Here is an 18,176-nt window from a genome sequence, read left to right as displayed (position 1 = left end):
TTATATTACTTAACTCTCTCAACGTATGAGCCGTCACGAGTGTTGATTTTTATTTTCTCACCTTCATTAATGAAAAGAGGGACACGTACTTCTGCTCCGGTTTCTAATGTTGCAGGTTTCGTTGCATTTGTTGCAGTATCTCCTTTTAATCCTGGTTCGGTATATGTAACTTCCAAGATTACGTTTTGAGGTAATTCGGCAGTCAAAATAGTTTCGGTTTCAGCGTGCACCTGTACATCTATAGTATCACCTTCTTTAAGAAAAGCTACTCCTTCTATTTGGTTTGCATTAAGAGATACTTGTTCGAAAGTCTCATTATTCATAAGATTGTACCCCATGTCATCTTTGTATAAGTATTGATATTCGCGTCTTTCAATACGTACTTCATCTAGCTTTATACCTGCATTAAATGTTCTTTCCAATATACGTCCTGTAGTTACGTTTCTCATTTTTGTTCTCACAAAAGCTGCTCCCTTACCTGGTTTTACATGAAGGAATTCAATAATTACATAATATTGACCTTCAATGTCAATACACATACCATTTCTAATATCTGCAGTAGTTGCCATAAAATATATTTTGTTTTTTATATAATAATTATTCGATTATGTCTTAATGGAATAGATAGTTAACTCTCAATAAGACCGCAAAGATAGAAAAATAATACAAAGATTATAGTAGATCTTTTTGCTAAAAGCCTATTCAAATTGTATAATTAAAAGAATCTTCAAAATCCTGAGTTGTTCTGATTCTTACTTCAGAGTTGTGAAAAACCAAAGAGTAGGGGACAACACTTCTTGTAAGCCATACGTTTCCTCCAATGGTAGAGTCGTGACCAACAACAGTTGAGCCTCCTAATATAGTTGCTCCTGCATAGATAACCACGTTATCTTCTATGGTTGGATGCCTTTTTTTATCTTTTAGTTCTTTAGTAACAAACAATGCTCCTAGAGTTACACCTTGATATATTTTTACATTGTTCCCTATGATTGTAGTTTCGCCGATAACTATTCCCGTCCCGTGATCTATAAAAAACATATTTCCTATTTGTGCTCCTGGGTGAATGTCTATTCCAACTGATGCATGAGCATATTCAGAGAATAATCTAGGGATAATAGGTACATGCATCTTGTATAGAATGTGAGAGAGGCGATATACAGTCAATGCAAAAAATCCGGGGTATGTTATAATAATTTCTTCAATACTACGAGCCGCAGGGTCATTTTGTAAATAACACTTTGCTTCATCGTATAATCTGTTTCTTAAGTCAGGTAATTCAGTTATAAATGAATCAACTACTATTTCGGCCTCCTTTTTATTGATAAGATTTGATATATTTTCTAATAATACAGAATATACATAATTAAGATTATCAGATGTAGAGGTACAATTCTTGTCACAAATGGGAAAAAGCAACTGATGAAATATGGTTTGTAGGATTGCTTCAAGTTCTATTTTGTTGATTGGGAGAGTATTTGATTTTGAATTTAATAATTCAGAAATTTTATTTAAGTCGGTCATTGTTTTTAATTTATAGAAATATTTTGAGAGATTTATTTGCTTGTATTATAGCAAAAGAGAGAAATACAGAGGATATAATGACAAAAGGTAGTATAAAAATATTAGGTGCTGGAATATGTATTAGGAATAAAATAGCAGGATGAATAAAGAATATAGCCGAAGATAACTGCCCAATATCATCATTCATTATTGCTTTCTTCTTACTATTTTGAAGAACAAATATCATTAATACGGGGCAAAGAATGATTAATGAGATGTAAATATTAGGCATCACTCCATATTTAGAGATATAGACACTTGATTCGAAAAAGAGAGTGCACAAACTGATAATTAGTAATATAGGAATTAATCTTTTATATTGAGAAAAATTAAAACTCTTTATTAAATTACCCAATAAAACAAATGGTATACCCATAAAAAGAAAGTTTCGATACATGAAAATTCTTAGGCTTGAATGGGGATTTGTCTGTTGAATATAGTAACCGATTCCCAAAAGTAAAATAGCTATGATCAGCAACAGAATATTGTTGTTCAGGTATTTTTTTATAAAGAAGATGCCAATAGCAGCACCTATAAGTGCAGGAAGATACCAAAGGTGATAAAATCCCATTGCAAGAAGTAAAGGGTACATACCGATACTTGCTTTTTCAATCATAAAAGGGAGATAAAATAATGTCCAGACAACATAAATTTTTATCATTTTGGTTATATACTTAATCACTTTCTTCTGATCGGTAAAATCAAGAAAATAACCATTGATAATAAAGAATGAGGGAACTGCAATTTTAGTCAACCCAAACGAGATAAAAATCCCTATTGAATACAAGAAACCTTCTCCAAAAACTTTTGAAGTAGAAGTTGGCATATCTACTATTGGGAGATGGATTATTACAACCAGTATACTTAATAGTATCTTAAAATAATCCAGAGTAATGTTTCTTTCCTTCACTCTATTAATCTTCTAAATAATCTTTCTTACTATTCTTTCTGTTATATAGCTTTTTGCTTTTATGTACTTTGGTAATAGCCGTGAATCCTACACTGGTTTCCAATTGAGTTTCCCTATCTGCCTTTTTTACAGCTTTTATATAGTCTTGAATAGTAATTTTTCCTCTTTCTTGACTTTTCTTCTTTTTCATTTACTATTTTCTTATTTGTCCGCTACCTTCGATAATCCATTTATAACTGCAAAGTTCCTGCAATGCCATAGGGCCGCGTGCATGCATTTTTTGCGTACTGATACCTATTTCTGCTCCTAATCCGAATTGTGCTCCATCGGTAAATGCCGTAGAAGCATTTACATATACACATGCAGCATCTATAAGAGATTCAAAAAGTATGGTTGCCGTTTCATCTTCGGTTATAATGGCCTCACTGTGCTTAGAGCCGTATTTTGAAATATGGTCAATAGCATCGTTGATGTTATTGATAGTTTTTATAGCCATCTTATAATCAAGAAACTCAGTACCAAAATCATCTGTTGATGCTTCTTTCAGTAATTTAGAAGGATAATGAGCTTTCAACACTTCATATGATAACTTATCAGCATAGATAATTACATGATCATCTTTTAGTTTGTCACAGATATAAGGGAGATCGTTTAGACGATCTTTATCAATAATCAAACAATCGAGTGTATTACATACGCTTACCCGTCTGGTTTTAGCATTGTGAACTATTTGTTGACCGATTTCTTTATTACCCGCACTATGAAAATAGGTATGACATACACCGGCTCCTGTCTCTATAACGGGAATGCGAGCATTGTCTCTTACATAATTAATAAGAGAACTACCTCCACGTGGAATAATAAGATCTACATAATCTCTGGCATTTAGTAATTCATCAATTACTTCTCTATCATTGGGCAGCAAAGTGCATATATTGGGGTTAATGTCATTATCATCAAGTACACTTCTTATGATTTCGACAATAGCCATATTCGAAAATTTGGCATCTGATCCTCCTTTTAAGATACAAACATTTCCCGACTTGAGACATAATGTAAATACGTCAAAACAAACGTTAGGACGTGCTTCAAATATGATCCCGATAACTCCAAACGGAACAGCTTTCTTCGATAAATGTAATCCGTTGCTTAATGTTCTCTTATCGAGTATTCTGCCAACAGGAGAGGGGAGACTAATTATGTTCCGAATATCTGAAACAATTCCAAGAATACGTTCTTCGGTAAGCTTTACCCTGTCGTATTTAGGATTATTTTTATCCATTCTTTGCAGATCTTTTAAATTTTCTGAAAGAATGTAGTGTATTTTAGCTTCTGTTTCTTTAGCTATATCTTCTAGTAGGCAATTGATTTGTTCCTCTTTTAGTAGAAGTAAGCTTCTGCCTGCTATTTTTGCTGATTCGAATAACTGTTTCGTATCGTCCATATATAAGTGAATAAAATATTAATGATATGCTTTCGGATTATAACAGAATATGCCTGTTTATACTTGCCTAAGCAATAAAAAGGTCTGAGACCTATTTATCTATATATAAGTAGTCGTAATGTATTATCGGTTTTTCATTACTTTTACCTATCAATTTTTCTACGGTTTTATTATCAAATGCAATACGTCCAACCCCGATTTGGTTTTTTTGTGAGTCAATAATCTTTACAATATCGTCGGGTTCAAAGTCACCCTCTATTTTTACAATTCCTACAGGAAGTAAACTGACTGCTTTTTCACTGATAAGAGCCTCTTTTGCTCCATCATTAATATGAACTTCGCCTTTTGCAAAACTTTCGGAATGAGCAATCCATTTTTTTACAGTCGAAACTGCTTTCTTAGAAGCGTTGAAGCGTGTACAAATCGTTTTAGGATCGGAAATAAGATTTAAAAGAATATTGTCTTTTTTACCATTGGCTATTATAACCTCTATGCCTTCTTCTGCTATTTTTCGGGCAATATTGTATTTGGTTTGCATACCGCCACGTCCCGATGTAGACTTCGATGTTTGTATAAATTCTTCTATCTGATCTTTCTTCGGATCTATTTCATGAATTACACTTGCTTTAGGGTCCGATGGATTTCCATTATATATACCGTCAATATTACTCAATATAATCAATGTATGGCAATTCATCATAGTTGCAACTAATCCGGATAACTCGTCATTATCGGTAAACATCAACTCATTAACAGAAATTGTATCATTTTCATTCACAATAGGTGTAACTCCATTTTGAAGCATAACAGTCATACAATTACGCTGATTGAGATAATGCCTGCGAGTCGAAAAATCTTCTTTTGTTGCTAATATCTGACCACAAACAATATTGTAGTTATCAAATAATGTAAAGTATTGATTAATAAGTCTTACTTGTCCTATTGCTGAAAATAATTGGCGGGCTGACACAACGTCTAATTTCGATTTCGGTCGGATTGTCGATTTTCCCGAAGCAACGGCACCCGATGAAACGAGAATAATTTCAATACCCGATTTACGTAGTTCGGCAATCTGATCTACCAATGCAGACATACGTGTGACGTCTAATGTACCATCCTTTCGGGTTAATACATTACTGCCTATTTTAATAACTATCCGCTTTTTTTCCGAATCTTCTTTTTTCATTTTATTTCAAATAAGGTCAGTGACCTTTGCTAATGATATCTCACAAAGTTAATAAAATCTCGAATGAAAAAAATACCTGTCTATTATTACTGTAGGCAGGTATTTATAAAGTGGATTATATTTCTTCTCAAGACTTTATTGCTTCCGTATTTCTGCCCGTTTTATTTTACCACTTATTGTTTTGGGTAATTCTTCCACAAATTCTATAATTCGCGGGTATTTATAGGGAGCAGTCACGTTTTTTACATGATCCTGTATTTCCTTAATAAGTGCTTCTCCTGCTTTCTCTTTGTAATCGCCAGCAAGTATAATAGTTGCTTTTATCACCTGACCACGTATTTCGTCAGGTACGCCTGTTATGGCACATTCTACAACAGCAGGATGAGTCATAAGAGCACTTTCAACTTCAAATGGCCCTATACGGTAACCCGAGCTTTTTATAACGTCATCAATACGGCCGATAAACCAGAAGTAACCATCTTCGTCCCTCCAAGCAGAATCCCCCGTATGATATACATTATCATAATACACTTGGTTCGTAAGTGCTTCATCCCGATAATAGCCCATAAATAAGCCAAGAGGTTTGCCATCATTGGTTTTTATGACTACCTCTCCCGATTCACCGTCTTCGGCTGGACGTCCTTCAGGAGTGATAAGATCAATATCATAGGCCGGATTGGCAACTCCCATTGCTCCGGGTTTAGGTTCCATCCAAGGAAAAGTTATAATCGTGGGAGTAGTCTCCGTTTGACCGAAGGCTTCCATCATTTTTATGCCGGTTGCTTTATAAAATGTCTCAAAAACCGAAGCATTAAGTGCTTCACCGGCAGTAGTGCAATATTGAAGTGACGATAAGTCATATTTACTTAAATCTTCACGAATCATAAAGCGGTATACTGTGGGGGGAGCACAAAATGAGGTTATTTTATATTTTTCTATTAACTCAAGCATCATTACTGATGTAAATTTTTCGTGATCGTATGCCACAACAGTTGCTCCAACAATCCATTGACCATATAATTTCCCCCATACAGCTTTAGCCCATCCTGTATCAGATACGGTCAGGTGGACACTGTTTTCATTCAGATTATGCCAATATTTGGCTGTCACAATATGTCCCAAAGGATAAGTGTAATCGTGTATAACCATTTTAGGCTCGCCTGTCGTTCCCGAAGTAAAGTAAAGTATCGAAATATCTTTATTGTCATTTACATGTTCAGGTCGAACAAAAGGAATAGCTTCCTCTAATCCTTTATGGAAATCTTTCCACCCTTGTGGTATGTTATCACCCCACGTTATGAGGTTTGTTATTGTTGGTGATTTGGGTAAGGCCTTATTTACATGCTTGCGGATAAGCTCGTCATCGGTTGTAATAATTGCTTTTATATCAGCAGCATTATTACGATAGATAATATCTTTAGGAGTAAGTAAGTGTGTGGCCGGTATAGCTACAGCTCCTATTTTATGGAGACCTACAATTGCAAACCAGAACTCATAGCGGCGTTTAAGTATCAACATCACTTTGTCACCCTTGGCTATGCCTAATGATTGGAAAAATGAGGCTGCTTTATCACTTTGTTCTTTAATATCTTTGAATGTGAAATCGAAATGTTCTCCTTCTTCATTCGACCAGCAAAGAGCTACCTTCGTGGGGTTGGTTTTCGCCCATTCATCTACAATATCATAGGCAAAATTAAAATTGTCAGGGATATTTACGTGAAAATTATTTTTGAAATCCTCTGTAGACTTAAATTCTATTTGGTTTAAAAATTTTTCTAACATAGTTTTTGAAATTTATATTCTCATTTCAGTTAAAGATGTATACTGGATCAGACTATTACAGCTAAAAATTTAACCGGTTTTCCATCCAACGCTTTCATACCATGAGGTAGGCTCGGATCGAAATAGAGACTATCTCCTTTTTCCAAAATAAGATCCTTTCCATTAATTTGCAGCAAAAGTCTACCTTTAAAAACAAGGTTAAATTCTTGTCCAGAGTGTGTACTTAGGTGAATCGGTGTGTCATCACTTTTGGGTTGTACTGTTACTACAAATATATCAGCTTTACGATTCGCAAAACCTGTTGCTAAAGCTTGATATTGATATTCTTCAACTCGTTTGATTGCTAATCCTTTTTCTTTACGAGTAATAGAATAGCTACTCATTCTAGGCTCCTCGTCAAACATTAGAGTTGTAAGATCAATGTTATACAGAGTCGCAATTTTTTTGAGTAAGCTGATCGAAAAATCTTTTCTCCCTGCTTCGTACTCGATATAATCTTCGAGTGTGATATCGCATGATGCAGCAAATTCGGCTTGTGTAAGCTCTAGTGCATCACGCAGACCTTTGAGTCGCAGACCAATTTGTACTAATTCTTCATTCATCAGAACATGTATGTTTAATGGTGATTATAAGTAATCTATGGTGTAAATATTATAACATTAAGATGTAATCAATTGACATTGATTATGCTTTTTTGAACCAGAGCAGGTCTTTGACCTTATTGCTTCCAAAGTTAATGAAAACTTTTTTACACTTATAAAAAAGTTGAGACTATTACTCTTGGCATATGTCAGGTGTCTAGTACAAAATTCGTATATTTGTGCTCAAATGAATTATGTGCTAAACGTATGAGCAAACATAAAAACCTTATATTTTATATATCAGTAATAGGTGTATTATCCATTGTAATCTATTTTGTTTTATCCTTAGGTCAAAATCAATTACAGCCTTCTTTAAATGGAAATGAGATTGTTAGTCAACATTCAGCATGGACTAATTTTTCGACATCGGTAATACAGGAAGCAACCGGATCTACAGCATTATTAATCCTCCAGATTATTGTTATTTTATGTTTTGTCCGGCTTTTTGGCTGGATTTGTCAAAAAATTGGTCAGCCTACGGTAATAGGTGAAATCATAGCCGGTATTGTGTTAGGTCCTTCACTCTTAGGGGCATTTTTTCCTGAAATGTCAGATCTTATTTTTCCCGCATCCTCTATTGGCAGTATTAAGCTTCTCAGTGAGATTGGTTTAATACTGTTTATGTTTATTGTCGGTATGGAATTAGATCTTAAAGTGTTGAAAAATAGGGCGAATGATGCTATACTGATAAGTCATTCCTGTATTGCAATACTCTTTACCTTAGGTACTGTTTTTTCCTATTTTATCTATCCGTATTTTTCTCATCCCAATTCTCATTTTGTTTCTTTTGCTTTATTTATGGGGATAGCAATGAGTATTACTGCTTTTCCTGTATTAGCAAGAATTGTGCACGAAAGAGGTCTTAATAAAACGCCGTTAGGTGCTATGGTTATAACTTGTGCAGCTGTCGATGATATAACAGCATGGTGTCTTTTGGCTGCTGTAATAGCTATTGCGAAAGCAGGTACATTTGTTAGTTCTTTATATGTTATATTCTTTGCAGTTGTGTATGTTGTTCTTATGTTTAAGTTGGTACGTCCTTTCTTACAACGTGTTGCTGACCTTCAAACATCTAAGAATATTATAAGTAAATCAATTATAGGAATCTTTTTTCTTGTATTATTCCTTTCGTCATATTTAACCAGTATTATAGGTATCCATCCGTTGTTTGGTGCATTTCTGGCAGGGGTTATAATGCCCCCTAATATCAACTTCAGGAAATTATTTATCGATAAAATAGAAGATATATCTTTAGTTATATTACTTCCGTTATTCTTTGTTTATACGGGTTTAAATACACGGATTGGACTTTTAAATGATGGCTCTTTATGGATGATTTGTGGAATCATTATTTTGATTGCCACAAGTGGAAAATTGATAGGAGGTGCACTCGTATCTCGGTTTATCGGGTTTGATTGGAAATCGAGCTTTACAATCGGAGCATTGATGAATACCAGAGGTTTAATGGAACTTGTAGTTCTTAATATTGGTTACGATTTAGGGATTCTTACACCTGAAGTGTTTGCGATGATGGTTGTAATGGCTTTAGTTACCACATTTATGACAAGCCCATTGTTGGATCTTATAGAGAAAGTCTTCAAAAATAGAATTCCTGAAAATGTGATGCCGGAGCGAAAGATATATAGAATATTGGCTCCGTTTAAAAATATTGAATTAGGTGAAAAATTATTGCTGATAGCGAATTCTTTTGTGAAAAAGAGTCAGAATTATTCAGAGGTGAATATGGTGCATTTTACCCCCGGTAATAATTTATATCAATATAATATCGAAGATGAGGAACGTGATACATTTGAACCCATTTTAGAAAAAGCACACCAATTAGATCAACCCATCAATACTATGTTTGAAGTGGCATCTGAGCCTTTTGCTAAAATAGTGAAATTATCTAATGATGGGGGATACGACTTGTTGTTGATTGGAGCCCATTATTCTATATATCAAGGTAATCTTTTGGGACAATTCCTTGGATTTTCTACTAAATTGTTGCGTTTTCCTGCTCATTTATTTTCATTTATGAAGAAAAGTAAAAGGGTTAGTAATCGCGATGTATTGTCACTGGGGGATGGAACTCACTCTGTCTTGAAAAATAGTAATTTATCAGTTGGCATATTTATTGATAAAGGTTTAACAGAGATCAAAAATGTTATAGTTCCTATTTTGGATGAAGATGATATTTTTGTTGGCGATTTTATGGAACGTCTTACTCAGAATTCATATGTTCGGATTACTCTTTGGGATGCAATAGGTTTGATGGATAGTTCAATTGAGTTCGTGAAAAGCGTGAGAGGTATAAAAGCAGTCAATCCTTATTTATTCCAATTATGGAACAATAATATTCCGATAGACGTTGACATCTTTAAGAAGCACGATTTATTAATGGTTAGTTTAAAGAGCTGGAAAAATCTGAGAGAAAGATACCCTTCTTGGGAAAAAGATCTTCCATCGACTTTGATATTGAATGACTAATTAATTAATTAATGAGTGTTTAGTATATAAAATATTGGCTGAATGTAGATTATGGATAATAGAAATACACTTACATATAAAAAAGACATACTTGATAAACTGTCAAAACGGCAGTTGAAGGATGCTTTTGAATTATTGGCAAAATTGGTTGTAAATACTCAAGACTGGCATGCCGCAGAAAAATTGAGTGAATTGGAGACCAATTATAAATATATGTTGCACTATCAGTTTGAGGATACTATTGATCCTCAAAAAGACGTTATATACAATACTATTTTGCGAACGTTGTATGAGCTTACCGATGATGCATCAGATGAATTGCTGACAATTGATTCTTCTAATATATTTTATGAGCGGTTGAGAATTAACACAATTCGAACACCTTTGACATTAGACGAAATTCAAAAACAACTCAAGGAAATTTCAGATTCGTGGGCATTGACAGATCTTCTGGATGCCGGAGATGTTAAGAATGCAAGAGAACGCGAATTGTCTGTTAAAAGAGAACGTGTGGGTTCCGAGCTTTTCAATTATACATTTGTTTCACCTCGTGCAGGTAAAAAACAAGAATTAGAATATACTTCTTTTATAAATAATCAGGATGTTTCTGTTCGTGAGAAATTATTATTCGTATCTGCTTTAACACTAAATCTGTTTCATCGTTTTGATGGGCGTAAAATGTGTGTGTTAATGGATGCGTGTCGGTCGAATCAAGAAGCAATCAGGCAACGAGCTATTGTCGGGCTTATTATTGTTTTGCAAATGTATGATGTGCGTTGGCAATTATATCCGGAGTGTCAATTCAAATTAGATGCATTGGCAGAAGATGATTCTTTCCGTCGATCTGTATTGGCTGTCGTCAAACAATTGATTCGCTCACGTGAGACTGAAGAGATCAGTCGTAAGCTGACCGAAGAGATTATACCTGAGATGATGAAGTTTAATTCGCTTGCAGGTAAAAAGTTAAATATGCAGGATTTGATGGGTGAAACCGATTTTGCTGACAAAAATCCTGATTGGCAAAAAGAACTTGAGAATTCGGGTTTAGCTAATAAATTACAAGAATATTCAAGTCTACAGATGGAAGGGGCAGATGTTTTTCACTCCACTTTTTCTAATTTGAAAAACTTCTCTTTTTTTGGTGAACTGAGCAATTGGTTTTTGCCATTTGATACTCAGTATTCAGAACTACAACCTTTATTTTCGGATAAAGATGGTTTAAATGGATTGTTGCAGACAGCAGTTTTGAATTCAAGCCATATGTGTAATTCCGATAAGTATTCGTTTGCTTTAAGCTTATTGCAAATCCCTGTGAGCCAAAGACAGATGATGGCAGGACGCTTTGGAGAAGAGGCTGATCAGCTTAAAGAGATTCAAAAAGATGCAGAATCCCTTAATCCTAAAGTAAATGAGGATGTAATTTCTAATCAATATATTCAAGATTTATACAGATTCTTTAAGTTGTATCCTTACAAAAATAACTTCTTTGATATATTTAAGTTGAGATTGAATTTTTATGATAAAAAATCAATTGCTCCCTTAATTTCAGATCATAAATCAATGTTGCAAATAGCCAATTATTGTTTTGATAAGAATTTCTTTGCCGAAGCACTTGGTATTTATCGAAAATTAATTGCGGATGGTTCGTTTGAATCCGACCTATGGCAAAAAGTTGGTTATTGTAAGCAGATGCTGGACGATCTAAGCGGCGCATTAGAAGCTTTCTTGCAAGCCGAATTGTTATCACCTGATAACTCGTGGATAATAAAGCGGATTGCTCAGGTGTATAGATCGTTGAAAGATCCACAGCATGCGTTAGAGTATTATCAACGTGCAGCTCAATTGAATCCTAATAATTTAAACATTGAACTGAATATAGGTCATTGTTATTTAGATTTGGGCGAGTACGATAAGGCTCTAAACAGCTATTTTAAGATAGAGGTTTTAGATAGTAAAAGCTCTAAAGCATGGAGACCTATTGCCTGGACTGCTTTTTTGTTGCGAAAATTTGATTTGGCACAACAGTATTACCAGCAAATATTGGCTGATAAGCCTAATGTGCACGACTTCCTAAATGCCGGACATGTCGAATTGTGTCTTAATCGTAAGAAATCAGCATTAGATTGTTATTTAAAAGCTGCTTATAAGACTACAGACTTCAATCAGTTTGTAAGTTTATTCGAAGAGGATGCAAAAGAACTTATTGCCGCCGGTATAGATATATCTTTCTTTCCAATTCTATTAGATGAATTAAGGTATAAGCTTGATTAAGAGTTTAATTTCCTTGTTATTCTTTAACTAAAAGAGCCTATGAACGTTTATATTCATAGGCTCTTTCTGTATCTTGGAGTGTGTGTTGTTAAATGTTTGCAAACTTAATCGCAGGGGATTCCAAATAAGTCCAGACTATCCTCCCATATAGGTGTAACCGTACCATCTTTTTCTAATCTGAATATTGCACGAGAAGGGAAAAAGCATTCTGTATTATCGAAACTAAATGTGTCACGCCATTTAAAATCATCGGTATATACGAAATATAAATTTCCAACATTAGCATATACTTTAGTTGGTGTATTATCTCTGTAATCAGCCTCTATGCTGTTATAGTAGTCATTTATTTTGCGTTCTATCCCTTGATAATTTCGACCAAAAACAATTTCTATTTTTTTGTCAGAAGCAAGAATGGGTGTTCCGTTTTTGTTAGAGTCAAATTTATCTATTGTGAAAGCAAATATATTTGTCTTACATTCATCAAGTCCAAAAACAAATTTTTCAGGTTTTAGAACTTCGAAACCTTTGGTTCCGTATATATAAAACTCTTTGTTCATTTGAGGCATCATCTCATTTTCTACTTTTTTATTATAAAGAAGACTATAGACGCCGCTAGTATCTACTATTTCTACACCTCTCACTGGAATAGATTCATCAAACTGAGAGTAAAACCAATTTGCTTTAATTGAATCTTGTTCTTCTATCCGGTCAAAAATCTTATCAAAAACTGTTGCCGAATCTGTCTCAGCGTAATTAATAACTATGGCTGTTGTTTTTGAGGATAACTCGTATACGGAATATACAGACGTATTCTTTAATGTTTTGTCATCTATGCCGGTTGCTTTTGCTTGTTGATCAGGGTATAGAATCCCTAGAAGAATAAGAGCACTTAATAAATATAAGCTTCTCATAAATAGGAGTTTTTATTGATTAAAATAAAAATAAATTTGTTGGCAAATGTAAATAATAATTTGAAGTGTGAAAGAAAAAAATGGCGTAAAATGAGTGTGTTTAAAATAATAAAAGGAGATTTTTCACAAAATCTCCTTTTATGAGTTAATTTAGGTATTAGTGTTTAAGGTAAAAAGATTGTTTTAGGTTATCGATACAAAGAAACACGTTTATTACATAAGTTCCAAGTAAAAATATATATTCTAAAACATGTTTTATATTCCCTTACAATAATAATATTTTCGTTATATTAAATTGCGTTGAAAAGACTCATCTGCTCTTCTTTGCATTTATTTTTTTATAATGTATATTTACAAAATCAAAACAAATCTAATAAAATATTATAAAGAAAAAAAATGATGAAAAAGGCTTTATTGTTACTTTTTTCAGGAATTGTTAGTTTTTCGACGGCATTTGCTTGTACGAGTTTGCTGGTTGGAAAAGCTGCCTCTACTGATGGTTCTACTATGATTACTTACTCTGCTGATTCATATTCTCTGTATGGAGAATTGTACCATTGGCCGGCACAAAAATATGCGGCGGGAGAAATGCTCAAAGTATATGATTGGGATTCGGGGAAATTTTTAGGAGAGATAAAGCAGGTTGCTGAGACATACAATGTCGTAGGGAACATGAATGAACATCAGTTGACGATTTCTGAATCTACATTTGGGGGACGTGAAGAACTTGTTGATCCGGATGGCATAGTCGATTATGGAAGTCTTATATATATAACCTTACAACGGGCTAAAACGGCTCGTGAGGCTATTAAAGTAATGACCGACTTGGTTGCTGAATATGGCTATGCAAGTGGAGGCGAATCTTTTTCGATTGGCGATCCAAATGAGGTTTGGGTTATGGAAATGATCGGAAAAGGAAAAGGTAATAAAGGTGCTGTTTGGGTAGCTGTGCGTATTCCTGACGATTGTATATCGGCTCATGCTAATCAGGCACGTATACAACAGTTCCCTTTGAAGGGCTCTAAAGATTGTCTTTATTCTAAAGATGTGATTTCTTTTGCCCGTGAAAAAGGATATTTTTCGGGAAAAGATGCAGATTTCAGCTTTGCCAAAGCATATAATCCATTGGACTTTGGTGGACAACGCTATTGTGAAGCCCGTGTATGGAGCTTTTTCAATACTTTTAATAAAGATATGGCCAGTTTTGTGACTTATGCTTTAGGACAAACTCACGAGCCTATGCCTCTATATATTAAGCCTGATAGAAAAGTAAGTTTGACTGACCTGAAAGAGATGATGAGAAATCATTATGAAGGCACTCCTTTAGATTGGCGTTTTGACATAGGAGCAGGTCCTTTCGAGTCTCCTTACCGTTGGGCACCATTAGAGTGGGAGGTTGACTCTGTGAAATATTGTAACGAACGCCCTATTGCCACACAGCAGGCAGGTTTTGTTTTTGTTTCTCAAATGCGTTCGTGGTTACCTAATTCTATAGGGGGAGTTCTTTGGTTTGGGGTAGATGATCCTGATCAGACCGTATTTGTTCCGATGTATGCTTCAATAACTGAAATTCCTGAGGGATATAGGGTGGGGAATGGAGATTTATATACATTCTCTTGGACTTCGGCATTTTGGATACATAATTGGGTGTCGAACATGGTTTATGGCAAATATAATTATATGCATCCTGATTTATTGAAGGTACAACAACAGCTTGAATCAAAGTTTTTGTCGCAACAAACAGATGTTGAGAAGAAAGCTTTGGAATTGTATACTGAGTCTCCCGCAAAAGCTGTTGCTTATTTAACACAATATAGTGGCGAGCAGGCACAATATGCTTTTGATAATTGGAAGAAACTAGGAGAATTCTTGACTATAAAATATATGGATGGAATTGTCCGTAAGGAAAAAGACGGAGAATTTATTCGTAATGAACACGGAAACCCATCGGCACCACAACGTGTAGGCTATCCTCAAAAATTCTACAAAGAAGTAGTTCGGGAAACAGGTGATCGGTTTAAAGTTGCAGAATAACAACATCTAAAGATACTTTTGATTTATAAAGGATCGCTTCTTTCTGAGGCGGTCTTTTTTTTATTTGCTGACAAGTTGTCAGTGTGAGTTGAGAATAAATGTTAGTATTGACTGTTAGCTTGTTAAACCCTGTTAAGCTTAATTTTCACTGGTTAAAAGTGTTAAAAAACGAACTTTCAAGTGGTCGAGTGAATAGTTTTTGTTTATACATTTGACGAGGAATAAAAATGACTTAATATAAATAAAAAACGAATAAGAATATGACGAAAATTTGGAAAAGTGCTTCTACTTATCTTGTAGCTGCATTAATAAGTATCGGAGCTTCATATGGCACGTATAGCTATCTGAGTAACCGTGCTAATTATGGTAGTGCTGACATTTTTAATTATGCACAGGATTTTGATCAAAAGAATGTGCACTTGGCTTCATTGACAGCGGACGGATATCCCGATTTCACAAAAGCAGCCGAAAGCTCTATTCATGCAGTAGTACATATCAAATCAACAGTGAAGGCTGTTGAAACAGCCGGACGTCGTCAGAGGCAAATGGTTGACCCTTTTGAGTATTTTTTTGGCTTCGGTGATCGTGGAGGTTCGGAGTATGCAAATCCACAGCCAAGTGTAGGTTATGGTTCAGGAGTTATTATATCGAAAGATGGTTATGTGATTACAAATAACCACGTGATTGATAAGGCTACTGAAATAGAGGTTACCATGAATGATAACCGAAAGTATACAGCTAAGTTGATAGGTGCTGACCCCACAACTGATATTGCCCTGTTGAAATTAGAAGGAAATGACTTTCCGTATGTTCCATTTGGTAATTCAGATGATTTGAAAGTTGGAGAATGGGTGCTAGCTGTAGGTAATCCGTTTAATTTGACTTCTACCGTTACTGCGGGAATTGTAAGCGCAAAAGGTCGTGGAGGCATCGGTGCCGGAAAACCGGGTGGGGGAGATATGACTATTCAGTCTTTTATCCAAACAGATGCAGCTATCAATCCGGGTAATAGTGGAGGAGCCTTAGTGAATACAAATGGCCAATTGATAGGAATAAACACTGCTATATATTCTCAAACAGGAAACTTTGCGGGATATGGTTTTGCAGTACCTATTTCGATAGCAGGAAAGGTTGTGGCAGATATTAAGGAATTTGGAACTGTACAACGAGCTGTTTTAGGTGTTATGATTAGTGATGTATCGGCAGTTGATGACATAAATCCGGAAAAAGCAAAAGCCTTGAAGGTGAAAGAAGGTGTATATGTTGGAGGCTTTGCCGATCGTAGTCCGGCAAAAGAGGCTGGGGTTCTTGAAGGAGATGTAATTGTTGCGGTAAACAAAACGAAGGTTCGTAGTGTTGGTGAACTTCAAGATCTTGTAAATCGATATCGTCCCGGCGATAAAGTGGAGCTTACGATTAATAGAAATGGTGATACAAAATCAGTTAATGTAGTATTGAAAAATAGTTCAGGCAGTACTTCTGTTGTGAAGAAAACCGATGGTTTAGCTGCTGTAGGAGCTGCTTTTAAGAAACTGACAGAAGAACAAAAGAAACAATATGGTGTGAGCTATGGAGTAGAGGTTGCAGGAGTTGATGACGGTGGTAAATTTAAAAAAGAAGGAATCTCTAAAGGGTTTATTATTATGAAAATTAACAATGCATCAGTTTCTTCACCCGATGAAGTAGAGCAAATTATAGATGCTGTAAGTAAAAGCCAAGATAAGGGATTGTTTATTTCAGGATTTTATCCTAATGGCAGAACCAAATATTACGCAATTGATTTGAATGAATAACTTCGAAGAATTAGGCTATTAACAAACTATAACGTTTAATTCTCCGATCAAAATGGAGAGTTAAACGTTATTATAATATAAGAACAAGAATAATTGCCTGGAAGTGATTTTTATTATAATTTGGTGATCTAAAATTGATATTTAATTCATATCTTTGCACACTTGTTTGGAAATTTAATATTTAAAGCGAATAGATGAGACAGTTAAAGATTACAAAATCGATAACAAATCGAGAGAGTGCATCTTTGGATAAGTATCTTCAAGAGATTGGTCGTGAGGATCTTATCACTGTAGAAGAAGAGGTAGAATTGGCTCAGGCCATAAAACGAGGAGATAGAGCAGCGTTAGAAAAGCTAACAAGGGCTAACCTTCGTTTTGTAGTTTCTGTAGCGAAGCAATACCAAAATCAAGGATTAAGTTTACCTGACCTTATTAACGAAGGGAATTTAGGTTTGATTAAAGCTGCTGAGAAATTTGATGAAACCAGAGGGTTTAAATTTATCAGTTATGCTGTTTGGTGGATTCGCCAATCTATCTTACAAGCATTAGCAGAGCAATCGCGTATAGTACGTCTTCCTTTAAATCAGGTAGGTTCGCTAAACAAAATTAGCAAAGCTTTCTCAAAGTTTGAGCAAGAGAATGAGCGTAAGCCCTCACCCGAAGAATTAGCAGAGCAACTGGATATTCCTGTTGATAAAATCTCAGATTCTTTGAAGGTTTCAGGCCGTCATATTTCTATGGATGCTCCATTTGTGGAAGGTGAAGATAATAGTTTGCTTGACGTATTAGTAAATGATGATGCTCCTATTGCAGACCGTTCATTGATGAACGAGTCTCTTCAGCAGGAAATTGAAAGAGCCTTGTCTACTTTAACCGAAAGGGAAAGTGATATTATCAAAATGTTTTTTGGTATAGGCTGTCAAGAGATGACATTAGAGGAAATTGGGGATAAATTCCAGCTTACGCGTGAGCGTGTTAGGCAAATCAAAGAGAAGGCAATCAAAAGATTGCGTCAGAATTCAAGAAGTAAATTACTTAAGGGTTATTTAGGTTAAGAAAACCATAAGACTCAAAATATATAAAGAGACTGCTATTTTAGTAGTCTCTTTTTTATTTTAATACTAGGCATTGCTTGTGAAAAGTCATTTTTTATTATA

Annotated in this window: 14 protein-coding genes; 5 read left to right on the top strand and 9 right to left on the bottom strand. The window is 34.9% G+C overall.

What is annotated here, in order from left to right; genetic code table 11:
• Window positions 1-5: 5 nt before the first annotated feature.
• The 8 genes from efp to G7051_RS16885 all read right to left on the bottom strand — a co-directional run bounded on the left by efp (window position 6) and on the right by G7051_RS16885 (window position 7,484).
• A complete protein-coding gene (gene efp, locus G7051_RS16920) occupies window positions 6-569 on the bottom strand; it encodes an elongation factor P (protein ID WP_166202161.1) in 564 nt (187 codons plus the stop codon).
• A gap of 133 nt (window positions 570-702) precedes the next feature.
• The gene (gene epsC / locus G7051_RS16915; RefSeq protein WP_166117347.1) at window positions 703-1,521 is read right to left on the bottom strand and encodes a serine O-acetyltransferase EpsC; all 819 of its coding nucleotides are present in this window, start codon (window positions 1,519-1,521) and stop codon (window positions 703-705) included.
• Between the two features lie 10 nt (window positions 1,522-1,531).
• Window positions 1,532-2,470, bottom strand: coding sequence for an acyltransferase family protein (locus G7051_RS16910; RefSeq protein ID WP_166202159.1), 939 nt, complete (start codon window positions 2,468-2,470; stop codon window positions 1,532-1,534).
• 4 nt (window positions 2,471-2,474) lie between these two features.
• Window positions 2,475-2,660: a hypothetical protein gene (locus G7051_RS16905; protein WP_166202157.1), complete on the bottom strand. Its 186-nt coding sequence runs from the start codon at window positions 2,658-2,660 to the stop codon at window positions 2,475-2,477.
• A gap of 3 nt (window positions 2,661-2,663) precedes the next feature.
• Window positions 2,664-3,914, bottom strand: a complete 1,251-nt coding sequence (locus G7051_RS16900; RefSeq protein WP_166202155.1) for a glutamate-5-semialdehyde dehydrogenase — start codon at window positions 3,912-3,914, stop codon at window positions 2,664-2,666.
• A 91-nt stretch (window positions 3,915-4,005) separates the two neighbouring features.
• Entirely contained in the window at window positions 4,006-5,100 is a 1,095-nt protein-coding gene (gene proB, locus G7051_RS16895) for a glutamate 5-kinase (protein ID WP_166202153.1), read from the bottom strand.
• 135 nt (window positions 5,101-5,235) lie between these two features.
• Window positions 5,236-6,882, bottom strand: a complete 1,647-nt coding sequence (locus G7051_RS16890) for an AMP-binding protein (protein WP_166202151.1) — start codon at window positions 6,880-6,882, stop codon at window positions 5,236-5,238.
• Window positions 6,883-6,929: 47 nt separating this feature from the next.
• A complete protein-coding gene (locus tag G7051_RS16885; RefSeq protein WP_166117341.1) occupies window positions 6,930-7,484 on the bottom strand; it encodes a helix-turn-helix domain-containing protein in 555 nt (184 codons plus the stop codon).
• Between the two features lie 246 nt (window positions 7,485-7,730).
• On the opposite strand from G7051_RS16885, the gene G7051_RS16880 reads away from it, so the two are divergent.
• Together G7051_RS16880 and G7051_RS16875 are read left to right on the top strand one after the other, a co-directional pair.
• Entirely contained in the window at window positions 7,731-10,010 is a 2,280-nt protein-coding gene (locus G7051_RS16880; RefSeq protein ID WP_166202149.1) for a cation:proton antiporter, read from the top strand.
• Window positions 10,011-10,061: 51 nt separating this feature from the next.
• Window positions 10,062-12,281 carry a tetratricopeptide repeat protein gene (locus G7051_RS16875; protein WP_166202147.1) on the top strand — a complete coding sequence of 740 codons (2,220 nt, stop codon included), beginning with the start codon at window positions 10,062-10,064 and terminating at the stop codon, window positions 12,279-12,281.
• Between the two features lie 104 nt (window positions 12,282-12,385).
• Here G7051_RS16875 and G7051_RS16870 read toward each other — a convergent pair whose 3' ends face one another.
• Entirely contained in the window at window positions 12,386-13,192 is an 807-nt protein-coding gene (locus G7051_RS16870) for a hypothetical protein (RefSeq protein WP_166202145.1), read from the bottom strand.
• A gap of 399 nt (window positions 13,193-13,591) precedes the next feature.
• Between G7051_RS16870 and G7051_RS16865 the strand changes: the two genes are divergently transcribed.
• From G7051_RS16865 to G7051_RS16855, 3 genes are all read left to right on the top strand, one after another.
• The gene (locus G7051_RS16865) at window positions 13,592-15,226 is read left to right on the top strand and encodes a dipeptidase (protein WP_166202885.1); all 1,635 of its coding nucleotides are present in this window, start codon (window positions 13,592-13,594) and stop codon (window positions 15,224-15,226) included.
• A gap of 260 nt (window positions 15,227-15,486) precedes the next feature.
• Entirely contained in the window at window positions 15,487-17,019 is a 1,533-nt protein-coding gene (locus tag G7051_RS16860; RefSeq protein WP_166202143.1) for a Do family serine endopeptidase, read from the top strand.
• 194 nt (window positions 17,020-17,213) lie between these two features.
• Window positions 17,214-18,074 carry an RNA polymerase sigma factor RpoD/SigA gene (locus tag G7051_RS16855; protein WP_166117336.1) on the top strand — a complete coding sequence of 287 codons (861 nt, stop codon included), beginning with the start codon at window positions 17,214-17,216 and terminating at the stop codon, window positions 18,072-18,074.
• Window positions 18,075-18,176 lie beyond the last annotated feature (102 nt).

The organism is Dysgonomonas sp. HDW5B (assembly GCF_011299335.1).
Taxonomy (GTDB): domain Bacteria; phylum Bacteroidota; class Bacteroidia; order Bacteroidales; family Dysgonomonadaceae; genus Dysgonomonas_A.
This window is presented reverse-complemented; position numbering and strand designations above follow the sequence as displayed.

Coding starts and splice junctions, on each gene's coding strand:
- G7051_RS16890 (WP_166202151.1), bottom strand. CDS start 6,882: ATGTTAGAAAAATTTTTAAACCAAATAGAATTTAAGTCTACAGAGGAT.
- G7051_RS16900 (WP_166202155.1), bottom strand. CDS start 3,914: ATGGACGATACGAAACAGTTATTCGAATCAGCAAAAATAGCAGGCAGA.
- G7051_RS16870 (WP_166202145.1), bottom strand. CDS start 13,192: ATGAGAAGCTTATATTTATTAAGTGCTCTTATTCTTCTAGGGATTCTA.
- proB (WP_166202153.1), bottom strand. CDS start 5,100: ATGAAAAAAGAAGATTCGGAAAAAAAGCGGATAGTTATTAAAATAGGC.
- G7051_RS16905 (WP_166202157.1), bottom strand. CDS start 2,660: ATGAAAAAGAAGAAAAGTCAAGAAAGAGGAAAAATTACTATTCAAGAC.
- G7051_RS16880 (WP_166202149.1), top strand. CDS start 7,731: ATGAGCAAACATAAAAACCTTATATTTTATATATCAGTAATAGGTGTA.
- epsC (WP_166117347.1), bottom strand. CDS start 1,521: ATGACCGACTTAAATAAAATTTCTGAATTATTAAATTCAAAATCAAAT.
- G7051_RS16865 (WP_166202885.1), top strand. CDS start 13,592: ATGAAAAAGGCTTTATTGTTACTTTTTTCAGGAATTGTTAGTTTTTCG.
- G7051_RS16860 (WP_166202143.1), top strand. CDS start 15,487: ATGACGAAAATTTGGAAAAGTGCTTCTACTTATCTTGTAGCTGCATTA.
- G7051_RS16885 (WP_166117341.1), bottom strand. CDS start 7,484: ATGAATGAAGAATTAGTACAAATTGGTCTGCGACTCAAAGGTCTGCGT.
- G7051_RS16875 (WP_166202147.1), top strand. CDS start 10,062: ATGGATAATAGAAATACACTTACATATAAAAAAGACATACTTGATAAA.
- efp (WP_166202161.1), bottom strand. CDS start 569: ATGGCAACTACTGCAGATATTAGAAATGGTATGTGTATTGACATTGAA.
- G7051_RS16855 (WP_166117336.1), top strand. CDS start 17,214: ATGAGACAGTTAAAGATTACAAAATCGATAACAAATCGAGAGAGTGCA.